The sequence below is a fragment of the Nitrospirillum goiasense genome (assembly GCF_034427435.1).
In the GTDB taxonomy this organism is placed as follows: Bacteria; Pseudomonadota; Alphaproteobacteria; order Azospirillales; family Azospirillaceae; genus Nitrospirillum.
In genome coordinates, this window is the sequence record NZ_JAXQNP010000002.1 from 300,253 (window position 1) to 322,207 (window position 21,955).

General features: G+C 68.1%; 22 protein-coding genes. 18 read left to right on the plus strand and 4 right to left on the minus strand.

Going from position 1 to position 21,955, the window contains the following annotated elements; genetic code table 11:
* Positions 1-104: 104 nt before the first annotated feature.
* From ULB03_RS03735 to ULB03_RS03760, 6 genes are all read left to right on the plus strand, one after another.
* Positions 105-1,037, plus strand: coding sequence for a ribose-phosphate pyrophosphokinase (locus tag ULB03_RS03735; protein WP_322481947.1), 933 nt, complete (start codon positions 105-107; stop codon positions 1,035-1,037).
* 165 nt (positions 1,038-1,202) lie between these two features.
* Positions 1,203-1,811 (plus strand): 50S ribosomal protein L25/general stress protein Ctc, encoded by a 609-nt coding sequence (locus ULB03_RS03740; RefSeq protein ID WP_322481948.1) that lies wholly within the window; start codon positions 1,203-1,205, stop codon positions 1,809-1,811.
* A 6-nt stretch (positions 1,812-1,817) separates the two neighbouring features.
* Positions 1,818-2,450 carry an aminoacyl-tRNA hydrolase gene (gene pth, locus ULB03_RS03745; RefSeq protein ID WP_322481949.1) on the plus strand — a complete coding sequence of 211 codons (633 nt, stop codon included), beginning with the start codon at positions 1,818-1,820 and terminating at the stop codon, positions 2,448-2,450.
* A gap of 126 nt (positions 2,451-2,576) precedes the next feature.
* Positions 2,577-3,014, plus strand: a complete 438-nt coding sequence (locus tag ULB03_RS03750) for a DUF2946 family protein (protein ID WP_322481950.1) — start codon at positions 2,577-2,579, stop codon at positions 3,012-3,014.
* A gap of 198 nt (positions 3,015-3,212) precedes the next feature.
* A complete protein-coding gene (locus ULB03_RS03755) occupies positions 3,213-5,477 on the plus strand; it encodes a TonB-dependent receptor (RefSeq protein WP_322481951.1) in 2,265 nt (754 codons plus the stop codon).
* Between the two features lie 14 nt (positions 5,478-5,491).
* Complete coding sequence (locus tag ULB03_RS03760; RefSeq protein WP_322481952.1) at positions 5,492-6,217, plus strand: energy transducer TonB; 726 nt, start codon at positions 5,492-5,494, stop codon at positions 6,215-6,217.
* Positions 6,218-6,254: 37 nt separating this feature from the next.
* Here ULB03_RS03760 and ULB03_RS03765 read toward each other — a convergent pair whose 3' ends face one another.
* Complete coding sequence (locus ULB03_RS03765; protein WP_088870874.1) at positions 6,255-6,485, minus strand: hypothetical protein; 231 nt, start codon at positions 6,483-6,485, stop codon at positions 6,255-6,257.
* Positions 6,486-6,533: 48 nt separating this feature from the next.
* Positions 6,534-7,052: a hypothetical protein gene (locus ULB03_RS03770; RefSeq protein WP_322481953.1), complete on the minus strand. Its 519-nt coding sequence runs from the start codon at positions 7,050-7,052 to the stop codon at positions 6,534-6,536.
* A gap of 394 nt (positions 7,053-7,446) precedes the next feature.
* Here ULB03_RS03770 and ULB03_RS03775 point away from each other — a divergent pair, with 394 nt between their 5' ends.
* Both ULB03_RS03775 and ULB03_RS03780 read left to right on the plus strand, forming a co-directional pair.
* Positions 7,447-8,178, plus strand: a complete 732-nt coding sequence (locus tag ULB03_RS03775) for a hypothetical protein (RefSeq protein ID WP_322481954.1) — start codon at positions 7,447-7,449, stop codon at positions 8,176-8,178.
* Positions 8,179-8,333: 155 nt separating this feature from the next.
* Positions 8,334-9,158: a DUF2987 domain-containing protein gene (locus ULB03_RS03780; RefSeq protein ID WP_322481955.1), complete on the plus strand. Its 825-nt coding sequence runs from the start codon at positions 8,334-8,336 to the stop codon at positions 9,156-9,158.
* A gap of 63 nt (positions 9,159-9,221) precedes the next feature.
* Here ULB03_RS03780 and ULB03_RS03785 read toward each other — a convergent pair whose 3' ends face one another.
* Positions 9,222-10,925, minus strand: coding sequence for a methyl-accepting chemotaxis protein (locus ULB03_RS03785; RefSeq protein WP_322481956.1), 1,704 nt, complete (start codon positions 10,923-10,925; stop codon positions 9,222-9,224).
* Between the two features lie 234 nt (positions 10,926-11,159).
* Positions 11,160-12,614 carry a GH1 family beta-glucosidase gene (locus ULB03_RS03790; RefSeq protein ID WP_322481957.1) on the minus strand — a complete coding sequence of 485 codons (1,455 nt, stop codon included), beginning with the start codon at positions 12,612-12,614 and terminating at the stop codon, positions 11,160-11,162.
* A gap of 527 nt (positions 12,615-13,141) precedes the next feature.
* Here ULB03_RS03790 and cysT point away from each other — a divergent pair.
* From cysT to ULB03_RS03840, 10 genes are all read left to right on the plus strand, one after another.
* The gene (cysT, locus tag ULB03_RS03795; RefSeq protein ID WP_322483770.1) at positions 13,142-14,008 is read left to right on the plus strand and encodes a sulfate ABC transporter permease subunit CysT; all 867 of its coding nucleotides are present in this window, start codon (positions 13,142-13,144) and stop codon (positions 14,006-14,008) included.
* Entirely contained in the window at positions 13,998-14,855 is an 858-nt protein-coding gene (cysW, locus tag ULB03_RS03800; RefSeq protein ID WP_322481958.1) for a sulfate ABC transporter permease subunit CysW, read from the plus strand. The genes cysT and cysW overlap by 11 nt, the downstream gene beginning before the upstream one ends.
* A gap of 56 nt (positions 14,856-14,911) precedes the next feature.
* On the plus strand, positions 14,912-15,976 hold the full coding sequence (locus tag ULB03_RS03805) for a sulfate/molybdate ABC transporter ATP-binding protein (RefSeq protein WP_322481959.1): 1,065 nt from the start codon (positions 14,912-14,914) through the stop codon (positions 15,974-15,976).
* Positions 15,977-16,037: 61 nt separating this feature from the next.
* On the plus strand, positions 16,038-17,309 hold the full coding sequence (locus tag ULB03_RS03810; RefSeq protein ID WP_322483771.1) for a glutamate-5-semialdehyde dehydrogenase: 1,272 nt from the start codon (positions 16,038-16,040) through the stop codon (positions 17,307-17,309).
* A 22-nt stretch (positions 17,310-17,331) separates the two neighbouring features.
* Positions 17,332-17,976, plus strand: coding sequence for a nicotinate-nucleotide adenylyltransferase (locus ULB03_RS03815; RefSeq protein ID WP_322481960.1), 645 nt, complete (start codon positions 17,332-17,334; stop codon positions 17,974-17,976).
* Between the two features lie 205 nt (positions 17,977-18,181).
* Positions 18,182-18,571: a ribosome silencing factor gene (gene rsfS, locus ULB03_RS03820; protein ID WP_322481961.1), complete on the plus strand. Its 390-nt coding sequence runs from the start codon at positions 18,182-18,184 to the stop codon at positions 18,569-18,571.
* Between the two features lie 30 nt (positions 18,572-18,601).
* Positions 18,602-19,060 carry a 23S rRNA (pseudouridine(1915)-N(3))-methyltransferase RlmH gene (rlmH, locus tag ULB03_RS03825; RefSeq protein ID WP_322481962.1) on the plus strand — a complete coding sequence of 153 codons (459 nt, stop codon included), beginning with the start codon at positions 18,602-18,604 and terminating at the stop codon, positions 19,058-19,060.
* Positions 19,061-19,160: 100 nt separating this feature from the next.
* Entirely contained in the window at positions 19,161-19,679 is a 519-nt protein-coding gene (locus ULB03_RS03830) for a flavodoxin family protein (protein WP_322481963.1), read from the plus strand.
* Positions 19,680-19,728: 49 nt separating this feature from the next.
* On the plus strand, positions 19,729-20,994 hold the full coding sequence (locus tag ULB03_RS03835; RefSeq protein ID WP_322481964.1) for an MgtC/SapB family protein: 1,266 nt from the start codon (positions 19,729-19,731) through the stop codon (positions 20,992-20,994).
* Between the two features lie 112 nt (positions 20,995-21,106).
* A complete protein-coding gene (locus tag ULB03_RS03840; RefSeq protein ID WP_322481965.1) occupies positions 21,107-21,772 on the plus strand; it encodes a hypothetical protein in 666 nt (221 codons plus the stop codon).
* Positions 21,773-21,955: the final 183 nt, after the last annotated feature.

The window sequence follows — 21,955 nt, forward strand, 5'->3', positions numbered from 1 at the left end:
GGCGGCGGTTTACAGCCTAGGCCTTGCTTGATATGGTCCGCGCGCCTTTATGAAGGTATGAAGACGCCCCGCCGTCGCCCACGTCCTACTTAAAAGAGCGCGCCATGAAGCTCATCGCCGGCAACAGCAATCGTTCGCTTGCCGAGGCCATCTCGGTCTGCCTGAAGGTTCCGCTGACGAAGGCCAGCATCCGGCGCTTCAGCGACATGGAAGTCTTCGTGGAAATCCTGGAGAACGTCCGCGGCGAGGACGTGTTCGTCATCCAGTCCACCTCCTATCCCGCCAACGACAACCTGATGGAACTGCTGGTCACCATCGACGCCCTGCGTCGTGGTTCGGCCCGGCGCATCACGGCGGTTCTGCCCTACTACGGCTATGCCCGCCAGGACCGCAAGACCGGTCCCCGCACCCCGATTTCGGCCAAGCTGGTGGCCAACCTGATCACCACCGCCGGTGCCAACCGCGTGCTGACCATGGACCTGCACGCCGGCCAGATTCAGGGCTTCTTCGACATCCCGACCGACAACCTGGTGGCCGCCCCGGTGTTCGTGCAGGACATCGAGGCCACCATGGGCCGCGAGAACCTGATGATCGTGTCGCCGGACGTGGGTGGCGTGGTGCGCGCCCGCTCCATCGCCAACCGCCTGGACGCCGACCTGGCCATCATCGACAAGCGGCGTGAGCGCGCCGGCGTGTCGGAGGTGATGAACGTTATCGGCGACGTCAACGGCCGCGACTGCATCCTGGTCGACGACATCGTCGACAGCGCCGGCACACTGTGCAACGCCGCCGTGGCCCTGAAGGAGCGGGGCGCCAAGTCCGTCCGCGCCTACGTCACCCATGGCGTGCTGTCCGGCGGCGCCGTGGCCCGCGTGTCCCAGTCCCCGCTGGAGGCGCTGATCACCACCGACAGCATCCAGGCGACCGAGGCCGTGCGCGTGTCGCGCAACGTCCGCCACCTGACCGTCGCCCCGCTGATCGCCGAGGCCATTGAGCGCATCAGCACCGAGCGGTCGGTTTCCTCGCTGTTCGACTGACCTGTCGCCCGTATCCGGCGACCGTGCCACGCACCCTGAAGGCGGCCTCATGGCCGCCTTCTTGACTCAGTGGCTTGACTCCGGGCCGGCGCGCGCATACACCCGCGCATTCCGACCGCGCTCAGCACCCCTGGAGGCTGGCGCATTGATGTAAGGAGTTAACCCATGACCCAGATTATTGCGTTCGCCGCCGAGGCGCGGAACGGGGCAGGCAAGGGGACCGCCCGTCAGACCCGCCGCGATGGCCGCATCCCTGCCGTGATCTACGGCAACAAGGAAAAGCCTGTGGCGATCTCGCTCGAGGCCGTCCATTTCACCCGCGTGCTGCACAAGCCGGGCTTCTTCACGCACCTGTACGACATCACCGTCGACGGCGTGACCACCCGCACCCTGCCGCGCGACGTCCAGTTCGACCCGGTGACCGACCGTCCCCTGCACGTCGACTTCCTGCGCGTCAGCGACACCACCGAGATCATCGTGAAGGTCCCGGTGGAGTTCACGGGCCACGACGCCAGCCCCGGCCTGAAGCGTGGCGGCGTGCTGAACATCGTCCGCCACGAGGTGGAGATGCACGTCCGCGCCAATGACATTCCGGAGCACCTGACGGTCGCCCTGGATGGTTTCGACGTGGGTGACTCCATCCACATCAGCGCCGTGAAGCTGCCGGAAGGCACCAGCCTGGTTGTCACCGACCGTGACTTCACCGTCGCCACCATCGCCGCTCCCTCGGGCCTGAAGTCCGAAGAGAACGCGGCGGCGGCTGCCGAGGCCTGATAGACGATGCGGCTGGTGGTCGGTCTGGGCAACCCTGGCCCGGAATATGCGCACCACCGGCACAACGTCGGCTTCATGGCGGTGGACGAACTCGCCCACCGCCATCGGTTCGGCCCCTGGAAGAAACGCTTCCAGGGGCTGATCACCGAGGGGCAGATCGGCCCCGAAAAAATCTACCTTTTGAAACCGCAGACCTTCATGAACCTGTCCGGCCAATCGGTCGGGGAGGCGATGCGGTTCTACAAGATGACGCCCGACCAGGTCATCGTCCTGCATGACGAACTGGACCTGCCGCCGGGCAAGCTGCGCGCCAAGAAGGGCGGCGGCCATGGCGGCCACAACGGCCTGCGCTCCATCGACGATCATATCGGCAAGGACTATTGGCGCGTGCGCCTGGGCATCGGCCATCCGGGGGACAAGAACCTGGTGCACGGCTGGGTGCTGTCCAACTTCGCCAAGGCCGACCAGACCTGGCTGGCCCCGTTCCTGGACGCCGTCGTCGCCGACTTCAGCCTGATGACCGATGGCGAGGCGGAGAAATTCCAGAGCCGCGTCGCCCTGGTGACGCAGCCGCCCAAGCCCGCGAAGCAGCCGGCGGCCAAGGCCCACCCGGGAACCGCCCCGGGCGAGTCCCGCTAGGCCGCCACCGCCTCCGTCAACGACATGGATCAAGTGACGCCGCCGCGCACCGGGGTGGCTGCCGTGAACAACCCCGCGTTGACTTGACGGTCCTGGGCCCGGAAAGTCCTCCGATGGATCGGGGGCATGACACGACGCACCGTACATAACCGGCTGGACCGGGCGCGCCGCGACAGCGGCCGGCGCTTGATCGTCTGGCTGACGCTGGCGCTGCTGGTCATCGACGTGATGGCCGCCGGCGTGCTGCCGTTGCGCGTGCAGGCGGCGCCCGTCGACCCTGACACGGCCTACATCCTCTGCGGCCCGGCATCACCGGCCCATGAACAGAAGGCTGGCGGGCATAAGGGTGGCGACGCGTCCCGTCATGGGGCCGGCGGTCATGCCCAGCCGTTCTGCGCCTATTGCCTGCCCTTCCTGCACGGCGGCATGGCCCTGCCGTCCCCGGTGTTCCTGCCCCTGCCCCGACTCGTGGGCCGGCTGGATCTATCCGGCACCGGCGGCCAGGCGGGAACCACGCCGTACCGCCAGTCCGCCTATCCCCGGGGCCCGCCGGCCGGGGCCTGACCCACCCCCATCGACACCGTCCCACCCGTCCCTCGACCGAGGGCGGGGCCGGCGCGGTCCTTCCCCCTTCGGCGGTCCTTATCCGGTCCCGCGCGTGGCGGAGCATGCCCGGACGCACCCCATTGATGGGGCGTGCCCTGGGGCGTTGCCTGCCGCCGGCACCCGGAATCCGCCGCCCTTTTCGGATTGGCTACACGAATGTCATTCATCGTTCCCAGCGCCCCCGCCGGACGCCCTGCGCCGTCGCCGCGCGCCCGCGCCGCCGCTCCATTAATCCGGGTATCGGCCCTGGCCCTGATGGCCGGTGCCCTGCCGTGGGTGCCGGCCTCCGCCCTAGCCCAACAGGCCGCGGCCGGGGAAAAAACCCCCGCCGTGGCCTTGCCCGCCATCGACGTGGACACGGCGTTCACGGCCGGCGGCATGTCCGTGCCATCCGCCGATGGCCACCTCAGCAGCCAGGCCATCGCCGACCGCCGCACCGCCACCCCCGACACCGCCGCCCTGCTCTCCGGCCTGCCCGGCGTCTCCCTCTACGGCGCCGGCGGCATTTCCAGCCTGCCCGTCCTCCGGGGCCTGGCGGACGACCGCGTGCTGACCCTGGTCAACAACGTGCCGGTCGCCGCGTCCTGCCCCAACCACATGAATCCGGCGCTGTCCTACATCGCCCCCGGCGACGTCGGCGCCATCGACGTGCTGGCGGGGGTGACCCCGGTGAGCCGGGGCGGCGACAACATCGGCGGCACCATCGCCGTCACCACGCCGGAGCCGCAATTCGCCGGCGAGGGCCAGGGGCTGGCCGTGCACGGCGAGGTGTCCACCGCCTTTCGCAGCGTGAACAACGGCACGACCGTGGGTGGCCACCTGTCCGCCGCGACCGACCGCTATGTCGTGGGCTATGCCGGATCCTGGAGCCGGGGCGACGACTACGCCCGTGGCGGCGACGGCAAGGACGTCAACTCCACCCTGTTCGAAACCCAAAGCCATACGCTCAGCCTGGCGGCCCGGGTGGGCGAGGATGGCGTGCTGGAGGTGCGCGGCGGCGTGCAGTACACGCCCTACGAGGGCTTCGCCAACCAGCGCATGGACATGACCGACAATCGTGGCACCTCGGTCGACGCGCACTACAAGGCCGGCTTCGCCTGGGGCAGCCTGGATGCCACCGCCTATTGGCAGCATGTCCGCCACGCCATGAACTTCCTGGAGGACAAGGGCGGCTCGGACGGCGGCGGCATGCCCATGAACACCCGGTCCAACGCCACCGGCTATACCGTGAAGGCCGACATTCCGCTCAGCGCCGCCGACACGCTGCGGGTGGGCAGTGAGTTCCACCACTACGCCCTGGACGACTGGTGGCCGCCGGTGGGTGGCATGATGGCCATGATGATGGGCCCCAACACCTTCCACACCATCAACGGCGGCACGCGGGACCGCCTGGGCACCTTCGTTGAATGGGAACGGACCTGGGGCGATGGCTGGAGCACCCTGGCCGGCCTGCGCAACGACACGGTGTGGACGGCCACCGGCACCGTGTCGGGGTACAACGCCAGCTACGCCGCCAACGCCGCCGCCTTCAACGCCCGCGACCGCGCCCGCACGGACGCGAATGTCGACGCCACGGCCGAGCTGCGCTACGCCGTCAACGACCAAGCGACGGTCGACCTGGGCTATGCCCGCAAAAGCCGGTCGCCCAACCTGTATGAGCGCTATGCCTGGTCCACGGGCAACATGGCCAGCAGCATGATCACCTGGAATGGCGACGGGAACTATTACGTCGGCAATCCGGACCTGAAGCCCGAGGTCGCCAACACCGTCAGCGCGTCGCTGAGCTGGCACGCCGCACCGCCCGCCGACGGCACGGAAGCGCCCCCGGCCTGGGAAATCCGCCTGACACCCCACTACAGCTATATCGAGGACTACATCAGCCAGCGCCTGCTGGCCCCGGTGGTGTCCAACGGCGTCCCCTTCGCCAAGGTCATGTTCGCCAACCGCGACGCCCGCACCTATGGCGTGGACCTGTCCGGCCAGGCCACCGTCTGGCGTGACGCCGACCATGGCGCCATCGGCCTCAGCGGCGTGCTGGGCTGGGTCCGGGGCCAGACAGTATCGGACGAGGATGGCCTCTATCACATGATGCCCCTGAACGGCCGCATCGCCGTGGACCACACGCTGGGCGGTTGGCACGGGGCGGTGGAGGTGCAGATGGTCGACGCCAAGACGCAGGTCGACCGCCTGCTGCGGGAGCCGACCACCCCCGGCTACACCCTGGTGAACCTGCGGGGCAGCTACACCTGGGGCGATATCCGGGTGGACTTCGCCATCGAGAACCTGATGGACAAGGCCTATGCCCTGCCGCTGGGGGGCATCGACTATGGCGATTGGCGGGCCGCCAACTACGCCGCGCCGCTGGGGTCGGTTCCCGGCCCGGGCCGCTCGTTCAACGCCGGCCTGACCGTTAAATTCTGACCAGGTTGCCTGACATGAGGTCCAAGATCGCCCCGACCCGCACAGCCCCCGGCGTCATGGCCGGCTTCCGATCGGCCGCCTATGGCCGGGCGGTGCATCCGCGCGCCGGGGCGGTCTTTGCCGCCCTTATCGCCCTCGCCATCCAGGCCGCCTTGGTGACCTGGATGGCCGGGCTGTCAGCGCCCGCGACGGCCGCAGCCCGCGCACAAGGTGAAACCGTGGTGGTGGCCCAGTTGCTGCCCCCACCGCCGCGGGTGGTGGAAACACCCCCGATCCAGCCCCATCGCCAACCGCCGCCGTCCCATCCCCGGCAGCGGAGCCCCGCACCCGTCATGAGCCAACCGGCCCCTGCCCCGCCAGTCGTGGCGACACCCCTACCCGTCCCCCCGGCACCGCCACCGCAGGCCGCGACCGCCGACACGCCACCCCCCACCACGATCCAGCGCGCCCCCGATCCGCCCCCGCCGGATGTGCTCGAGGCCTACACCCGCGCGGTGTGGCAGGCGCTGGCCCGCCACCGGCCCGCCCATGTCGCGGCGGCGGGTACGGTGGTGCTGGCGATATCGGTGGTGGCGGACGGCCAGGTGCGCGACGCCGCGATCCTGACGTCCAGCGGCAGCAGCGTGCTGGACGACATCGCGTTGCGCGCCGTTAGCCAAGCGGCCCCCCTGCCACCACCGCCGGAGGCGCTGCTGACGGATGGGCGGTTCAGCTTCACGGTGCCGTTCCGCTTCCGCTGATAGGGGCGAATTGGGGGACGATCGCCGAAAGGGGCGGTCAGGCCATGATGTCCAGCAGGCGCTTACTGTTGTCGTCCACCGTCTGGGCGACCTTGGTCAAGGCCTTGAAGGTCAGGGCGTCGCTGCTGAGGCTGACCACATCGGTGGGATTGATATCGCCGCCCTTGGACGCCGCGATGGCCGTGGCGTCCCGATCCACGCGGGCGCTGCTGCTTTGCAGGCCGGCGGCCACCGTGGCGTAGGGATTGGGGGCGGAGATGCTGGTCATGGGCCTACATATAGCACCGCCGCACGCCTTGGCACAGGGGGGCGGTGCTCAACCTTGCGGCGGCACCACCAGCACGGTAACGGCGGGCACCAGGCTGTTGGACAGTTGCAGTTGGTAGGTGCCGGCGGCCAGGCCGAAGTCCACCACCTTGTGGATGCCGGAGCAGTTGGGGCCGTGCTTGTGGCTGGTGGAGTCCAGCGCCTTTCCCTCTGCCACCACGTCGATCCAGGCCCCGGCGTCCAGCGCGATGCGATAGGGGCCGGCGGCGGGCACGGTGAAGGACAGGATGCCGGCATAGGTGGACTCGGCCACCGGCTTGGACTGGGAAGCGGGCGGGGCGGCGGCCAGGGTGACACCCGCCTTGGGTGCCAAGGTCACCCGCGCCGGCACGCCGGGTGTCAGGGTCGGGGCGGCGGCGGACGCGGTCGCGGCCGTCACCGGCACGGCGGTGATTCCCCAGGCCTTGAGGTCAGCCGGCCATTCCACCGCGACGCCCTTGCACGACGGGTCGGCCGGGGCAGAGGGGGTCTTGGCCCCCTGCGCCCAGGCGGGAACCGCCAGCGCCATCACCATCATCCCTATCGCTGTTCCCTGCCGCATGACCGGTCCTTTCCCTGCCACATCGCTATATTTCTCTTGATATAGCGCCTGTGCTTCCTGGTCTGCCAAGGAAATCGCGCGGGATGTGGCGACGACAAGCCGGCGCCTCGCAAAAATCAGCCGTGAGCGGGCGCCAAAGAAGGCGACGCTGGCGGCCATTGACCCAGCTGCTTTTGAGCGGATGACCCCAGTAAAGCCGCGAAGATACGTCGCATATCGCGCCCCGTGCGCAGGAATCTCAACTCCTGGTAAGCTTACCTCCGACGTCGGGACGTGACGGCATCCAGCGGCAGGGGGCATCTTGAAAGGCAGGGTATATCGGTCAACGGCGGGTTGGCGGGCGCTGGCGGCGATACTGGCTTTGATCCACACCGGCGCAGCAGGGGCGCAGGAGGTGGAGACGCAGCCTCAAACGACGCCACAGGCGCAGGCGCCGGCAGAACCGGTGCCGGAGATGGTGGTGACCTCGCACGAACAGTTCGGCCAGGCGACCTACCGGGGCCTATCCGACTTCCTGAAGGTAATGGATCAGCTGGGGAGTTCAGGCCACCACCTGCGCCTGGCTATCAAAATCCAGTATAAAGGTGGGGCTGTCGGATCGGAACCCGTCCAGATGTGGGCGGACTATGATGGCAAGGAGGATGAGATCGAATCCACCACCGATGGCATTTTCCTCATTCCTTACCGCGCCGATTGGGATGCGGCCGACGCGAAGCTGGTCACCAGCCCGCACTCGGGAACCCTGGAGGCCGTCTTCTTGCTGGAGGTGACGACCGACCCTGGTCAGACCATTCCCTATGCCGAGTTGCGAGAGGGCGCCAAGCTGATGGGCCGGGCCATCAGGGAATTCGTGCGGCCAGCCAAGGGCTTCTCGACGCCGGACATCGATGAATTGGATTTCCTGTGCGGACCGCTGGAGCATTGCCAAGTCAGCGCCAGTATTGACGGCGGCAACGCGCTGAACCGGAACGAGTGGGGCAGGCCAGTCCTGAAATTCAGCCACAAGCTGGACCGGCGCAACCCGGTCGTGCGCATTGCCGCCACGGCAGAGGATGACGCCCCTGGGCGCGTTTACGCCCTACCCATGTTCTAAGGGGCGCATGCTCTGGGCTTTTTGTGATGGAAGGCAGCAACGTTGGGCCGAGCGCCCACAAAAATCGGTCGCCAGGTGGCCCTATACTTGCCCCAATCACAACCCTTAGTAAGGATGGCGCCGATGGGGGCGTCGTCTGACAGGATGGGGATATCTTGAAAACCCGGATGTGGATGGGGGCGGCGCTGGCCGCCCTGGTCACGGTGTGCGCCGGTGGGGCTGGCGCGCAAACGACGGAACAAGCACCGGCGGACCCGGCGGCGGCGGCACAGGTCCCGCCCCAGACCACCCCTTCCCCAACAGCCCCTCAGGACGAGGCAGTGCCGGAAATGGTGGTGACCTCGCGGGAACAGTTCGGCAAGACCTCCTACGCCAAGCTGGCGGAGGCCCTGAAGGTGCTGGACCACATGGAGAACGCCAGCGGCCACCACCTGCGCATGATCTTCAAGGTGCAACTGGGCAAGGACAAGTCCGGCCCCCTGCCCATCCAGCTATGGGCCGTCTACAATGGCAAGGAAGAGCCCATCGAGTCCACGCCCGATGGCTATTTCCATATTCCCTACCGCGCCGACTGGGAGGCCGCCGACGCCAAGCTGGTCAGCAACCAGGCCAAGGGCTCGCTGCGCGCCACGGTGATGCTGGAGGTGCTGTCCGACGGGAAACAGCCCATCGCGTATGGCGAATTGCGCCAAGGCGCCAAGGTGCTGGACCAGGCCATCGAGGAATTCGTGGGGCCCGTCATGGGCTTCTTCGTCCCCAGCATCGACGAACTGGACTTCAGTTGCGAGCCGGACGCCCACTGCCACGTCCATGCCGCCCTCGACACCGGGGAGGCGCTGGAAACCGACGACAAGGGACAGCCCATTCTGGAATTCGGCCGCAAACTGGACCGGCGCAACCCCACCCTGCACCTCAGCGCCACGGTGGAGGATGGCAGCCCAACCCGTCTGTACGCCCTGCCCCAATTCCATGTGTTCTGACCGGAAAAGGCCGGGGCCAGCGGCATGACCGCCGGCCCCGTCCCTTTCGGCACCGTTACGCGTTCAGGCGGCGCGCACGCGGCTGATGAAGCTGCCCACCTCCATCCGCAGGATGTCGGAGCTGCGGCCCAGGCCGCTGGCCGCGGCCAGCACCTGCGAGGCGGCCTGCCCGGCCTCGGCGGACGCCACGGTGACGCCGGCGATGCTGCGTGACACATCCTGCGTGCCATGGGCCGCCTGGTCGACGTTGCGGGCGATCTCCTGCGTCGCGGCGCTCTGCTCTTCCACCGCCGAGGCGATGGCGCTGGAGATCTGGCTCAGCTCATCGATCACCGCGCCGATGCCCTCGATGGCGCCCACGGCCTGACGGGTGGAGGCCTGGACCTCCGCGATCTGGGCCACGATCTCATCGGTGGCCTTGGCCGTCTGGGTCGCCAGGGTCTTGACCTCGCCCGCCACGACCGCGAAGCCGCGGCCGGCCTCACCCGCCCGCGCCGCCTCGATGGTGGCGTTGAGGGCCAGCAGGTTGGTCTGGCTGGCGATGTTGCTGATCAGTTCGATGACCCGGCCGATGCGCTCGGCGTTGGAGGCCAGGCCACGCACCATCTCGTTGGCCAGCCGCGCCCGTTCCACGGCGCTGCTGGACACCTCGCTGGAATGGCCGACACGCTGGCTGATCTCCCCGATGGAGGAGGAGAGTTGCTCCGCCGCCGAGGACACGGTCTGGACGTTGGCGGTGGTCTGGTCGGCCGCCGCCGCCACGGTGGTGGCCTGCCGGTTGGTTTCCTCGGCGATGGAGGACATGGCGCTGGCGGTGGACGACAGCTGCTCCGCCGCGGAGGAGACCGCCTGGACCACGCCCGCGACCTTGGCGTCGAACAGGTCTGCCAGTTCCTCCATCGCCTTCTTCTTTTCGGCCGCGGCGCGCTGCTCCTGCTCCTTCGCGGCGGCCTCCATCTCACGGTTGCGCAGGATATTGGTCTTGAAGACCTGCATGGTCTGCGCCACCGCCCCCAGCTCATCCTTGCGGCCCAGGCCGAAGACGGTGAAGCCCACGTCGCCGGCGGCCAGGCGCTGCAGGCAATCCACCATGGCGCCGATGGGACGGGCGACACCGACATGGCCGATGCCCATGCCCAGGGCCACGCCCACCAGGGTGCCGGCGATCGTCCCGATCAGCATGATGCGCTTGGCATCGTCGGCCATGGCCTGGCCGCGCCGCGCCATGTCGGTGCCCGCCTGGTCGTAATGGTCCGCCAGCGCGCGCATCCGCTGCTGCAATTGGTCGACCAGGGCCCGGCCTTCCTTGACCGACGCGATCACGGCCATCTGGTCCACCGTGGGGGCCACGCCGCCCTGCGCGCGGGCCTTCGCCATCGTCGCTTCCAGGTTGCCCACCAAGGCGCCATAGCCATCAGCCACGGTCCTCAGCATTTCCTGTTCCTGGGGATCGGCACCGGACCGCAGGTCATTCAAGCTGCGCTCGAACAATGCGCGGTTCTCGGCCACCGACTTTTCCACCGTGGCCATCGACTCCTGCGACGCGTCCATGCCCATGCGGTATTGGGAGCGGTTGAGCGCGATCAGGGTCTGGTTCATGCGGGCGGCGCGCAACGCCTGGCCATCCGCGTCATCAATATCCTGCCCGGCCGCGCCCAAAGTGACGGCGCTGTGGTATCCGGTGTAGCCCACATAAATCAAGATGGAGGACAATAACCCAACAATTATCAGTATCTTGTAGACGATGGGAATATTTTTTAAGGACATCTAATCCTCCTGAGGTAACACCTGCAGCTGCGCACAGATGATCAGGCGAATTCTCTGTCCAGTTCCGCTTAATAATCCATTAAAGGAGCGGATACCCAATCAAATCATCCGAGAATTGATTCAGATCAGTTGTTCATGCAGCGTTAATATTGCTTTTTATTTATATGCGCTGGGCGTTTATTTGCGGCCCTAATTCTGAGGCGGGACGCGCGATCCCGCCTCAGAAAACAGAGATCAGAAGCCGTTGTTCTGGGCGACCTTGGCGTACCAGAGGCCGCTGTCCTTGATCGTCCGCTTCTGGTCGTTCTTGTAATCGACGTAGACCAAGCCGAAGCGCTGGGTATAGCCCTGGGCCCATTCGAAATTGTCCATGAGGCTCCAGGCATGGTAGGCGCGCACCGGCGCCCCGTCCTGGATGGCGCGGGACAGCGCGGCGAAATAGGCCTTCATGTACTCGATGCGCTGGGCGTCCTTCACCCGGCCATTGACCAGCGGCGTGTTGTAGGCGGCACCGCTTTCCGTGATCTCGATGGGCCGGTTGCCGATGGCCTTGGCCATGCGCACCAGCGTGTCGTGGAAGCCGTCGGGGTCGATGTCCCAGCCGATGTCGGTCTTGGCATGCGGCCCCTCACCCCATTCGTGCGCGGTGTTCAGGCCGGGGACGCCATTGCCCTCAGGCTTATCCGCCACCACCCAGCGGGTGTAGTAGTTGAGGCCGACCATGTCATAGTCGGCGCGCATGACCGTCTCGTCGCCCGGCTGGAAGCCCAGCAGGGCGTCGCGCTGGTCGGCCGGCAGCACGTCGGGGTAGGTGCCGTCCAGCACCGGCTGCAGGAACCACAGGTTCAGGAAGCGGTGATAGCGCTCGGCCGCGGCCTTGTCGGCCGCGCTGTCCGTGCGCGGCACCATGTTGGCCACGTCGCAGACGCTGCCGACCTGGAACTTGGGGTTGATGGCCTTCAGGGCGCGGAAGGCCTTGCCCTGGCTGAGGTTCACCACATGGGTGGCCTTCAGCATCTGCAGCGGATCCTTGTGGCCAGGGGCGAAGATGCCTTCCCAATAGCCCAGGTGGGTGAAGGTCTTGGGCTCGTTCAGGATGGCCCAGTGGGTGATGCGGTCGCCCAGGGCGCGGCCGACGATGTCGGCATACTCCGCCAGCCGATCGGCGGTGTCGCGGTTGGTCCAGCCGCCGGCGTCATCCAGGGCCTGCGGCAGATCCCAGTGGTACAGCGTGACCAGGGGGCGGGCGCCCGCCTCCAGCACCGCGTCGGTCAGGCGCTTGTAATAGTCCAGGCCCGCCTGGTTCACCGCCCCCTTGCCCAGAGGCTGCACCCGCGACCAGGCGATGGAGTAGCGGTAGCTTTTCAGGTTCATCCGCCGGATGAGGGCCGCGTCCTCCTTGTACTTGTGGTAGCTGTCGCAGGCCACGTCGCCGGTCGCGTTCTCCTTGATGTGGCCCGGCTGGTGGGTGAAGGTGTCCCAGATGGACGGCCCCTTGCCGTCGGCGTTCCACCCACCTTCGACCTGATAGGCGGCGGTGGCCGCCCCCCACAGGAAATCCTTCGGAAACACCACTTGGCCCGCCGGCGTGGCCGCCAGCGCGGATCGCCAGGCCGCGGTCGTTCCCCCCAGGGCGCCTATACCGGCCAGGGCGGCCGTGCCCTGCAACAGGGCGCGACGATTCATCATGCTCATTACACTCCGCTTCTTGGTAGCGCCTCATCCCCACGGAGCCCCCGCCACGAACGCTCATCCCGCGGCGAGATCCGGTATCGGCTGTACGGCAAGGCCAGGGCGCGCGCCGGCATGCGCAATTCCGCCGGATGACCCGGCGTGAAAACGGTGCCAGCCTTGGTTTTTGTCATGCCCTTCCTCCCTGAAGGACTTTTACCCAATGCGGACAACGCTGTCACACGTCATGTGACCGCTACCGCGCGGGAATTTCGCGCACCGCCCCGCCTTATCCGATTGATTTATATTTCACACTTTTGTGATGGTGATTTATTCGGTGATGCATGGCACCGTTGTGAAAGAGGCGCCTGCACCCCATGGCGTGAAGGTTGTACACGCTCCGGGGCTTATGCATTAATCTCACGTCTCGAATTTGGGGAAAGGCCGCTCATGACCCGACCGGGTTCGTCTCACGTCGACTTATCCCTTTCGGGCGGGTCCCTTTTGGGCGCCCCCCCTCTGGACGGGGACGCCTCGTGACGGCCGTGGCATCGGCCAAGACCGCCCGGCCGGCCAAGCGGGGCTGGTCCTTCCTGGCCCCCACCATCCTACCGGGCTTCGGCACGGCCTTCGGCTTCAGCCTGGCCTATCTCTGCCTGATCGTCCTGATCCCCCTGGGCCACATGGCCCTGTTGGCGGCGGGCGTGGGCTGGACCAAGTTTTGGAGCATCACCCTGGCCCCCCGGGTGCTGCACGCCTTTTATATCAGCTTCGGTTGCGCCCTGGCGGCGGCGCTGATCAACGCCGTGTTCGGCCTGGTCGTCGCCTGGGTGCTGGTGCGCTACCGCTTCCCCGGCCGGCGCCTGATCGACGCCATGGTCGACCTGCCCTTCGCCCTGCCGACCTCCGTCGCCGGCATCGCGCTGACCGCCATCTACGCCCCCAACGGCTGGATCGGCGCCCTGGCCAAGGCCGCCGGCTTCAAGATCGCCTTCACCCCCATCGGCATCGTCATCGCCCTGGTGTTCGTCGGCCTGCCCTTCATCGTCCGCACGGTGGAGCCAGTGTTGCAGGACCTGGATGCCGAGGTGGAGGAGGCCGCCGCCTCCCTGGGGGCGACCCGCTGGCAGACCTTCACCAAGGTGCTGCTGCCCGCCATTCTGCCGGCGCTGATCACCGGCGTGGCCCTGGCCTTCGCCCGCGGCGTGGGCGAATATGGCTCCGTCATCTTCATCGCCGGCAACATCCCGGCGGTGTCCGAGATCGTGCCCCTGCTGATCGTCGCCCGGTTGGAGCAGTACGATTATGCCGGCGCCACCGTCATCGCCACGGCCATGATGGGGGTTTCCTTCCTCATGCTGCTGGGCATCAACTTCCTGCAGCGTTGGACCCGGTCGCGCCATGCCCGCTGATCCGCATTCCCGCCGCCCGGCCGTGGGCGAAGGCCCGCTGACCCGCTTGGCGCTTATCGGTTTGGCCATCCTGTTCCTGGCGGCCTTCCTGGCCCTGCCGCTCGCGGCAGTGTTCAGCCAGGCCCTGGCCAAAGGTTTCGGCGCCTTCCTCAAGGGCCTGGCCGATCCCGACGCCCTGTCCGCCATCCGGCTGACCTTGACGGTGGCCGCCATCGCCGTGCCGCTGAACCTGGTGTTCGGCGTGGCCGCCAGCTGGGCCATCGCCAAGTTCAATTTCCGGGGCAAGAGCCTGCTGCTGGCCCTGATCGACCTGCCCTTCTCCGTCTCGCCCGTCATTTCCGGCCTGGTCTACGTGCTGCTGTTCGGCCTGCACGGCACTTTCGGCCCCTGGCTGCGCGACCATGGGGTGCAGATCATCTTCGCCGTGCCGGGCGTGGTCATGGCCACCGTCTTCGTCACCTTCCCCTTCGTAGCGCGCGAACTGATCCCCCTGATGCAGGAACAGGGCGTGGAGGATGAGGAGGCCGCCATCGTGCTGGGCGCCAGCGGCTGGCAGACCTTCCGCCTGGTGACCCTGCCCAATATCCGCTGGGGCCTGCTGTACGGCGTGCTGTTGTGCAACGCCCGCGCGATGGGGGAATTTGGGGCGGTGTCCGTCGTTTCCGGCCACATCCGGGGCAAGACCAACACCATGCCCCTGCATGTCGAGATTCTGTACAACGAATACAACTTCGTGGCCGCCTTCGCGGTGGCCTCGCTGCTGGCGCTGCTGGCGCTGGTCACCCTGGCGGCCAAGGCGATCCTGGAATGGCGCTTCGCCGACCAGATCGCCGCCGCCAAGCGGTGAGGCGAAACGGGTGAAGAAAGCGGCGACAATGACGATCAAGCAAACGGGCGGCGCGCATGGCCATTGAAATCCGCAACGTGGAAAAGACCTTCGGCGCCTTCACCGCCCTGGGCGGCGTCAGCCTGGACGTGCGCTCGGGCGAGCTGCTGGCCCTGCTGGGGCCCAGCGGCTCGGGCAAGACCACCCTGCTGCGCATCATCGCCGGGCTGGACCATGCCGACGCCGGCGAGGTCAGCTTCGACGGGCAGGACACCCGCGACCGCGCCGCGCGCGACCGCAAGGTCGGCTTCGTCTTCCAGCACTACGCCCTGTTCCGGCACATGACCGTCTTCGACAACGTGGCCTTCGGCCTGCGCGTCAAGAAGAAGGCGGAGCGGCCGGCGGAAATGGACATCCGCCGCCGGGTGGGCCAACTGCTGGAGATGGTGCAGCTGTCGCACCTGGCCAGCCGCTATCCCAGCCAGCTGTCCGGCGGCCAGCGGCAGCGCGTGGCTCTGGCCCGCGCGCTGGCCATCGAGCCCAAGGTGCTGCTGCTGGATGAGCCGTTCGGCGCACTGGACGCCAAGGTGCGCAAGGATTTGCGCAAGTGGCTGCGCCACCTGCACGACGACATGCACATCACCTCCATCTTCGTGACCCATGACCAGGAGGAGGCACTGGAGCTGGCGGACCGCGTGGTCGTCATGAATCATGGCCAGATCATCCAGGTGGGCACCCCGGCGGAGGTGTACGACACCCCGGCCGACAGCTTCGTCTTCGATTTCCTGGGCGGGGTGAACCGCCTGAACGGCGTCATCGAGGGGGGCGTCGCCCGGCTGGACGGCAAGGCCGTGCGGGTTGACGGCGACGTGGGCGCCAACGGCCCGGCCGTCATCTATGTCCGGCCCCATCAGGTGGAACTGGACGTGGCGCCCGGCGACGGCGTGCCCGAAGGCAAGTGGAGCGCGCGGGTCAGCAGCCTGCACGCCGCCGGCCCCGTGGCCCGGCTGGAACTGGACCTGGCCGGCCGCGCGCTGGAAGCGCAGCTGTCCCGCGACCGGCTGAGCGATCTGGCGCTGGACGTCGGCAGCTGGTGTACTGTGGACTTCCGTCACGCCCGGGTCTTCCCCGCCAAAAGCTAGGGGCGCCCAAAGCTGGTGGGTGAAGGTGTGACGGCGTAACGGATATCAGGGCGTGCGAATCATGGACGGGCAGACGGTCGACCTCACGGCGGTGATGCGGGACATCGGGCAGCGGGCGCGCGCCGCCAGCGCCCAGTTGGCCGTGACCACGCCGGAGCAGCGCGTCGCCGGCCTGCGCGCGGCCGCCGCCGCCCTGCGCGCCGACGCCGCCCTCATCCTGGACGCCAACGCCCGCGACATGGCGGCCGGCCAGGCCAAGGGCCTGACCCCCGCCCTGCTGGACCGCCTGCGCCTGGACGAAGGCCGGCTGGAGGCCATCGCCCAGGGGCTGGAGGACGTGGCCGACCTGCCCGATCCCCTGGGCGCCGTCCTGGCGGACTGGACCCGGCCCAATGGCCTGCGCATCCAGCGGGTGCGGGTGCCCCTGGGCGTCATCGGCATCATCTATGAAAGCCGGCCCAACGTGACCGCCGACGCGGGCGGCCTGTGCGTGAAGTCCGGCAACGCCGCCATCCTGCGCGGCGGGTCGGAAAGCCTGCATTCCTCCAGCACCATCGTCGCCGCCATGCGCCGGGGCCTGGTGGAGGGTGGCCTGCCCGCCGACGCCGTGCAACTGGTGCCCACCACCGACCGCGCCGCCGTGGGTATCCTGCTGACCATGACCGATTTCGTTGACGTCATCATTCCCCGGGGCGGCAAGTCGCTGACGGCGCGGGTGGCGGCGGAATCGCGCGTGCCGGTGATCAAGCACCTGGACGGCATCTGCCACGTCTACCTGGACAATGCTGCCGATCCGGCCAAAGGCCGCGCCATCGCCCTGAACGCCAAGATGCGCCGCACCGGCATCTGCGGCGCCATGGAGACGCTGCTGGTCCACCGCGACGTGGCGGCGGCCCAGTTGCCCGCCCTGATCGAGGATCTGGTCGCCGCCGGGTGCGAGGTGCGGGGCGACGCCACGGTGCAGTCCCTGGACGGCCGCGTGCTGCCCGCCGACGACGCCGACTGGGACACGGAATACCTGGACGCCATCCTGTCGGTGAAGGTGGTGGACGGCGTGGATGACGCCATCGCGCATATCGAGCGCCACGGCAGCCACCATACCGACAGCATCGTGACGGAGGATGCGGCCACGGCGGAATATTTCCTGGCCCGGGTCGACAGCGGCATCGTGCTGTGGAACGCCTCCACCCAGTTCGCCGATGGCGGGGAGTTCGGCTTCGGCGCAGAGATCGGCATTTCCACCGGCAAGCTGCACGCCCGCGGCCCCGTGGGCGCCGAACAGCTGACCAGTTACAAGTACGTCGTGCGCGGCGACGGCCAGACGCGCCCGTAAGCGACCGGCCGGCATTCCCCCCATGTCAACCTCCCCCCACGGCCGCTATTGGATTCGCCCGCGGCCGCTGACCGGCGCCACTTGGGCCGGCCGGCGCATCGGCATCCTCGGCGGGTCCTTCAACCCCGCCCATGCCGGCCACCGCCATGTCAGCCAATGGATGCTGCGCCGGCTGAAGCTGGATCAGGTTTGGTGGCTGGTCAGCCCGCAGAACCCGCTGAAGCAGACGCGCGGCATGGCCACGCTGGACGCCCGGCTGGACGCCGCCCGCGCCGCCGCCCGCGATCCGCGCATCCTGGTGACGGACCTGGAGACGCAGCTGGGCACCCGCTACACCGTGGACACGCTGGAGGCCCTGCGCCGCCGCTATCCCCGCACCCGCTTCGTCTGGATCATGGGGGCGGACAACCTGTTGCAGATTCCGCGCTGGCGCGGGTGGACGCGCATCCTGGGCCGCATGCCCGTTGCCGTGTTTCCGCGCCGCCCCTATTCCCTAAAGGCGCTTGTCGGCCAGGCCGCGCGGCGGTATTCCCGGAGCAGGGTTCCGCCACGGGACGCGGGTGGGCTGCCGGCACGGCCGGCGCCGGCCTGGACCTTCCTGGACGGGCCGCTGCACCCCGCCTCCTCCACCGAAATCCGGCGGAAGGGGTGGTGGGCCGGCCGATGACCGGGAAACCAACCGCCGGGGCTACCCCCGTGGGCAAGACGCCACCGTTCGGCTTGCCCACGGACATCAACGGATTATCATCAGGGTGCGGACCGGGTCCCCGGTCTGAGGCGCCCTTTTTTGCTTAGAGGTAACGATCATTTCCACCATCGCCCATTTCCCGACGCCGACCGCTGGGCGGACGGCGCCCCAGCCGCTTCCGGACATGGCGGCCCCCGACTTCCCCGAGCAGCTGCGCGACCTGATCGTCGCCAGCGTGGAGGATGACAAGGCCGAAGGCACCGTGGTGCTCGACCTCAAGGGCAAGTCCACCCTGGCCGACTACATCGTCATCACCTCCGGCCGTTCCGCCCGCCAGGTGGACGCCATGGCCGGCCACCTGCTGTCGAAGCTGAAGCAAGTCGGGCTGGTCGGCCTGGACGCCGAAGGCACGCCGCAGTGCGACTGGGTGCTGATCGACGCCGGCGACGTGCTGGTCCACCTGTTCCGTCCCGAGGTCCGCGCCTTCTACAACCTGGAAAAGATGTGGGGCGTGGAACTGCCGCCCGACTTCGCCGGGTTCGGCGCGCCGGCCGGCGACTTTTTGTCTGTTTGATCGTGATCGAACGGTAGCGGGATCGGGCCCATGCGCGTTTGGCTGATCGCCGTCGGCCGCAGCCGGCCGGGCCCCGCCCGCGACCTGTTCGAGGAGTACAAGGGCCGCATCACCTGGCCCTTCACCCTGCGGGAGGTCGAGTGCCGCAAGCGGGTGGAGGGGGATGAGTTGAAGCGGCTGGAGGCCCAGCTCCTGCTGGAAGCCATCCCGCCCGGCGCCACCCTGGTGGCCATGGACGAACGCGGCAAGGCCCTGCCCAGCGAGGCCTTCGCCCGCCAGGTGGGCACCTGGCGCGACGGCGGCGTGGCCGATCTCGCCTTCGTCATCGGCGGCGCCGACGGACTGGCCGAGGAGGTGCGTCGCCGCGCCTCCCTGCTCATCGCCTTCGGTCCCATGACCTGGCCGCACATGATGGTGCGCGGCATGCTGGCCGAGCAGCTTTACCGCGCCCAGCAAATCCTGGCGGGACATCCCTACCATCGGGTGTAAGGCCCACACGCTTGCGGTGCGTCAATGCCGACGCCGGCGCATCCTGCCAGTCTTCGCCCACCCAAGGCCCCATGAGGGCAGCCGGAGGTGGAGGGGACCCATGGCCGTGCTGATCGCCTGTTATTCGCTGACCGGCACGACGCGCACCGTGGTGCAGGAATTGGCCCGGCACCTGCGCGCCGATATCGAGGAAATCCGCTGCGACCGATACACGGTCAGCTTCCTGGGCTGGTGGCGCGCCGCGATGGACAGCCGGAAGCGCCGGCTGGTCGGGATCGGCCCCGCCGTCCATGCGGTGCGCGACTATGACCTGGTGATCCTGGCCGGCCCCATCTGGGCCTGGCAGCCCTGCCCGCCCTTGCGCGCCTATGTCCAGCGCGAGCGGGCGGAGCTGCCGGACACCGCGCTGCTGCTGACCCATGGCGGTTCGGCCGGGCCGCAGTCGCTGGACGCGCTGCAAGCCTGGGTGGGAAAGCCGCCCAAGGCGCGGCTGACCATCACCGCCGCCGAAATGAAGAGCGGCACCTACATCGAGACGGTGGCCCATTTCGCCCAGACCGTGGCCCCCGCCCCCGTTGCGGCGCCCCGGCCCCTTGCGGTGGATCAATGCGCCGGCTGAACGATTAGGGCCGACTGGGCAGGTCGTCACCCTTCCCAGGACCGCCTTGATGGACCCCACCACCCTGCTCAGCCGCCTGGCGGTTTCCCTGGCGATCGGCCTGCTGGTGGGGTTGGAGCGGGGATGGCACAGCCGCAGCGGCCAGGAATATCAGCGGGCGGTGGGGCTGCGCACCTTCGCCCTGTCTGGCCTGCTGGGCGGCGTGGCCGGCGCCCTGGCGGGGGCGCAGCAACCCTACATCCTGGGCCTGGTGTTCCTGGGCTATGCCGCCGCCTTCACCGCCTTCCACTGGCTGGAGGCCAGGGCCGACACCGACCCCAACCCGGAACGCGATCTCAGCATCACCTCGGTGGTGGCGGGCCTGGTGACCTTCCTGCTGGGCGCCCTGGCCATCCTGGCGGACGTGCGCGTCGCCATCGCCGCCGGCGTGGCCATGACCGGCCTGCTGGCGCTGCGCGATCCCCTGCACCGCTGGGTGGCCACGCTGAGTGGGGATGAGGTCCGGGCCATCCTGACCCTGCTGGCCATGTCCTTCCTGCTGCTGCCCGTCCTGCCCAACCATCCGGTGGACCCCTGGGGGGCCTTGAACCCCCATTCCATCTGGCTATTGGCCATCATGGTCGCCGCCATCTCCTTCGGCGGCTATGTCGCCGTCCGCGCCCTGGGCGACCGGCTGGGGGTGTTGATGGCGGCGCTGGCGGGGGGCCTGGCCTCGTCCACCGCCACGACGCTGACGCTGGCGCGGCTGGGCCGGGTGCACCCCACCTCATCCCGCCTGCTGGGGGCGGGGGTGCTGCTGGCCGGGGCCGTCATGATGGTCCGGGTGGGAGTGCTGGCCATGGTGCTGAACCCCGACCTGCTGGGCCTGCTGGCGCCGCCGCTGGCCTGCGCCGCCCTGGGCCAGGTGGGCGGTGCCGCCGTGCTGATCATCCGCAACCGCCATTACCATGTGCCCCAGCTGAACATCGCCAACCCGCTGGAGGTGGGCATGGCGCTTAAGATGGCGGCCTTCATCGCGGCGGTGGCCCTGGCCAGCCAATTGCTGGCACAGTCCTTGGGCGCCCCCGGCGTGCTGGTCATGGCCGCGCTGTCGGGCGTGGCCGACGTGGACGCCGTCACCCTGTCCATGGCCCATCTGGGCGGCCACGGCCTGACCCTGAAGGTCGCCATGGAGGGCGTGCTGATCGTCACCGCCGTCAACACCGTGACCAAGGCCGTCATGGCCGCCTGGGTAGGCGGCACCCGCCTGGGCCTGGTGGTGGGCGGGGTCAGCGCCCTGGCCCTGGGCGCCGGCGCCCTGGCCATGGGGTGGTAGGCCGCCCAGAAGCGGCGCCGAACCCTAAATCGACCCGCCCCGGTTGCAGCCCCGCCGAGAGGCCTGTAGCCTGCCATCAGCGCGTGAACAATAAACACACCGGGGAGCCATAATGAAAAAATCCATCCTCGCCGCCGGTCTACTGGCCGCCTGCCTCTTCGCCCCCGCCCACGCGGCGGACAGCCTGCAGGACGCGATGAAAACGGCGAACGCGCAGGGTCACGCGGTAAAGTCCATCACGCCCATCTTCAGCCAATTGGTCATGTTTTCCATCCCGGCCGGTTTCCAGCTGGGCAACGAACACACCCAGGGCAATCAGTACCTGAGGGAAATGGTGCTGGAGGGCGAGACCCTGGATCGGTGGACACAGATGATCACCCTCACCGGCTTCCAGGGTCTGGGCGCCAACCCCAACGTCACGCCCCAAGGCTTCGCCGCCATGTTGGCCGGACGCTTCAAGAACGCCTGCCCCACCACATTCGCCGCCAAGGAAGTGGCCAACCTGACCATCAGCGGCCAGCCGGCCTTCATCGCCTGGATCAGCTGCGGCACCGCCCCCGGCGGCGATCACAGCGAGTCAGCCGTGATCTTCAGCATCAAAGGGGCCAACGACTACTACACTATTCAATGGGCGGAACGGGAGGCGGTATCCAGCCAGCCGATGGCCTTCGACGACGCCAAGTGGAAGGAACGGATCGCGCGCCTGAATCCGGTGAAGATCTGCCCGATCGTTCCGGGAGAACAGGCGCCCTATCCGAGCTGCGTCGATCAGAAATAGGAACTGGAAATAAGGCCGCTGGTAGATTTTAGGATTACGGTACGTGGGGCCTTCTGGCACCGGGTGGGCAGGGAGCCACCGAGGGGCCATATTTTAAGATAGGGACTCGCCTCGGGAACGAAAGCGAGGTTCATGTCCTGGCCTGCCTGCACAGTCGCCAAAACCCGGCGCACTGGCATCGGC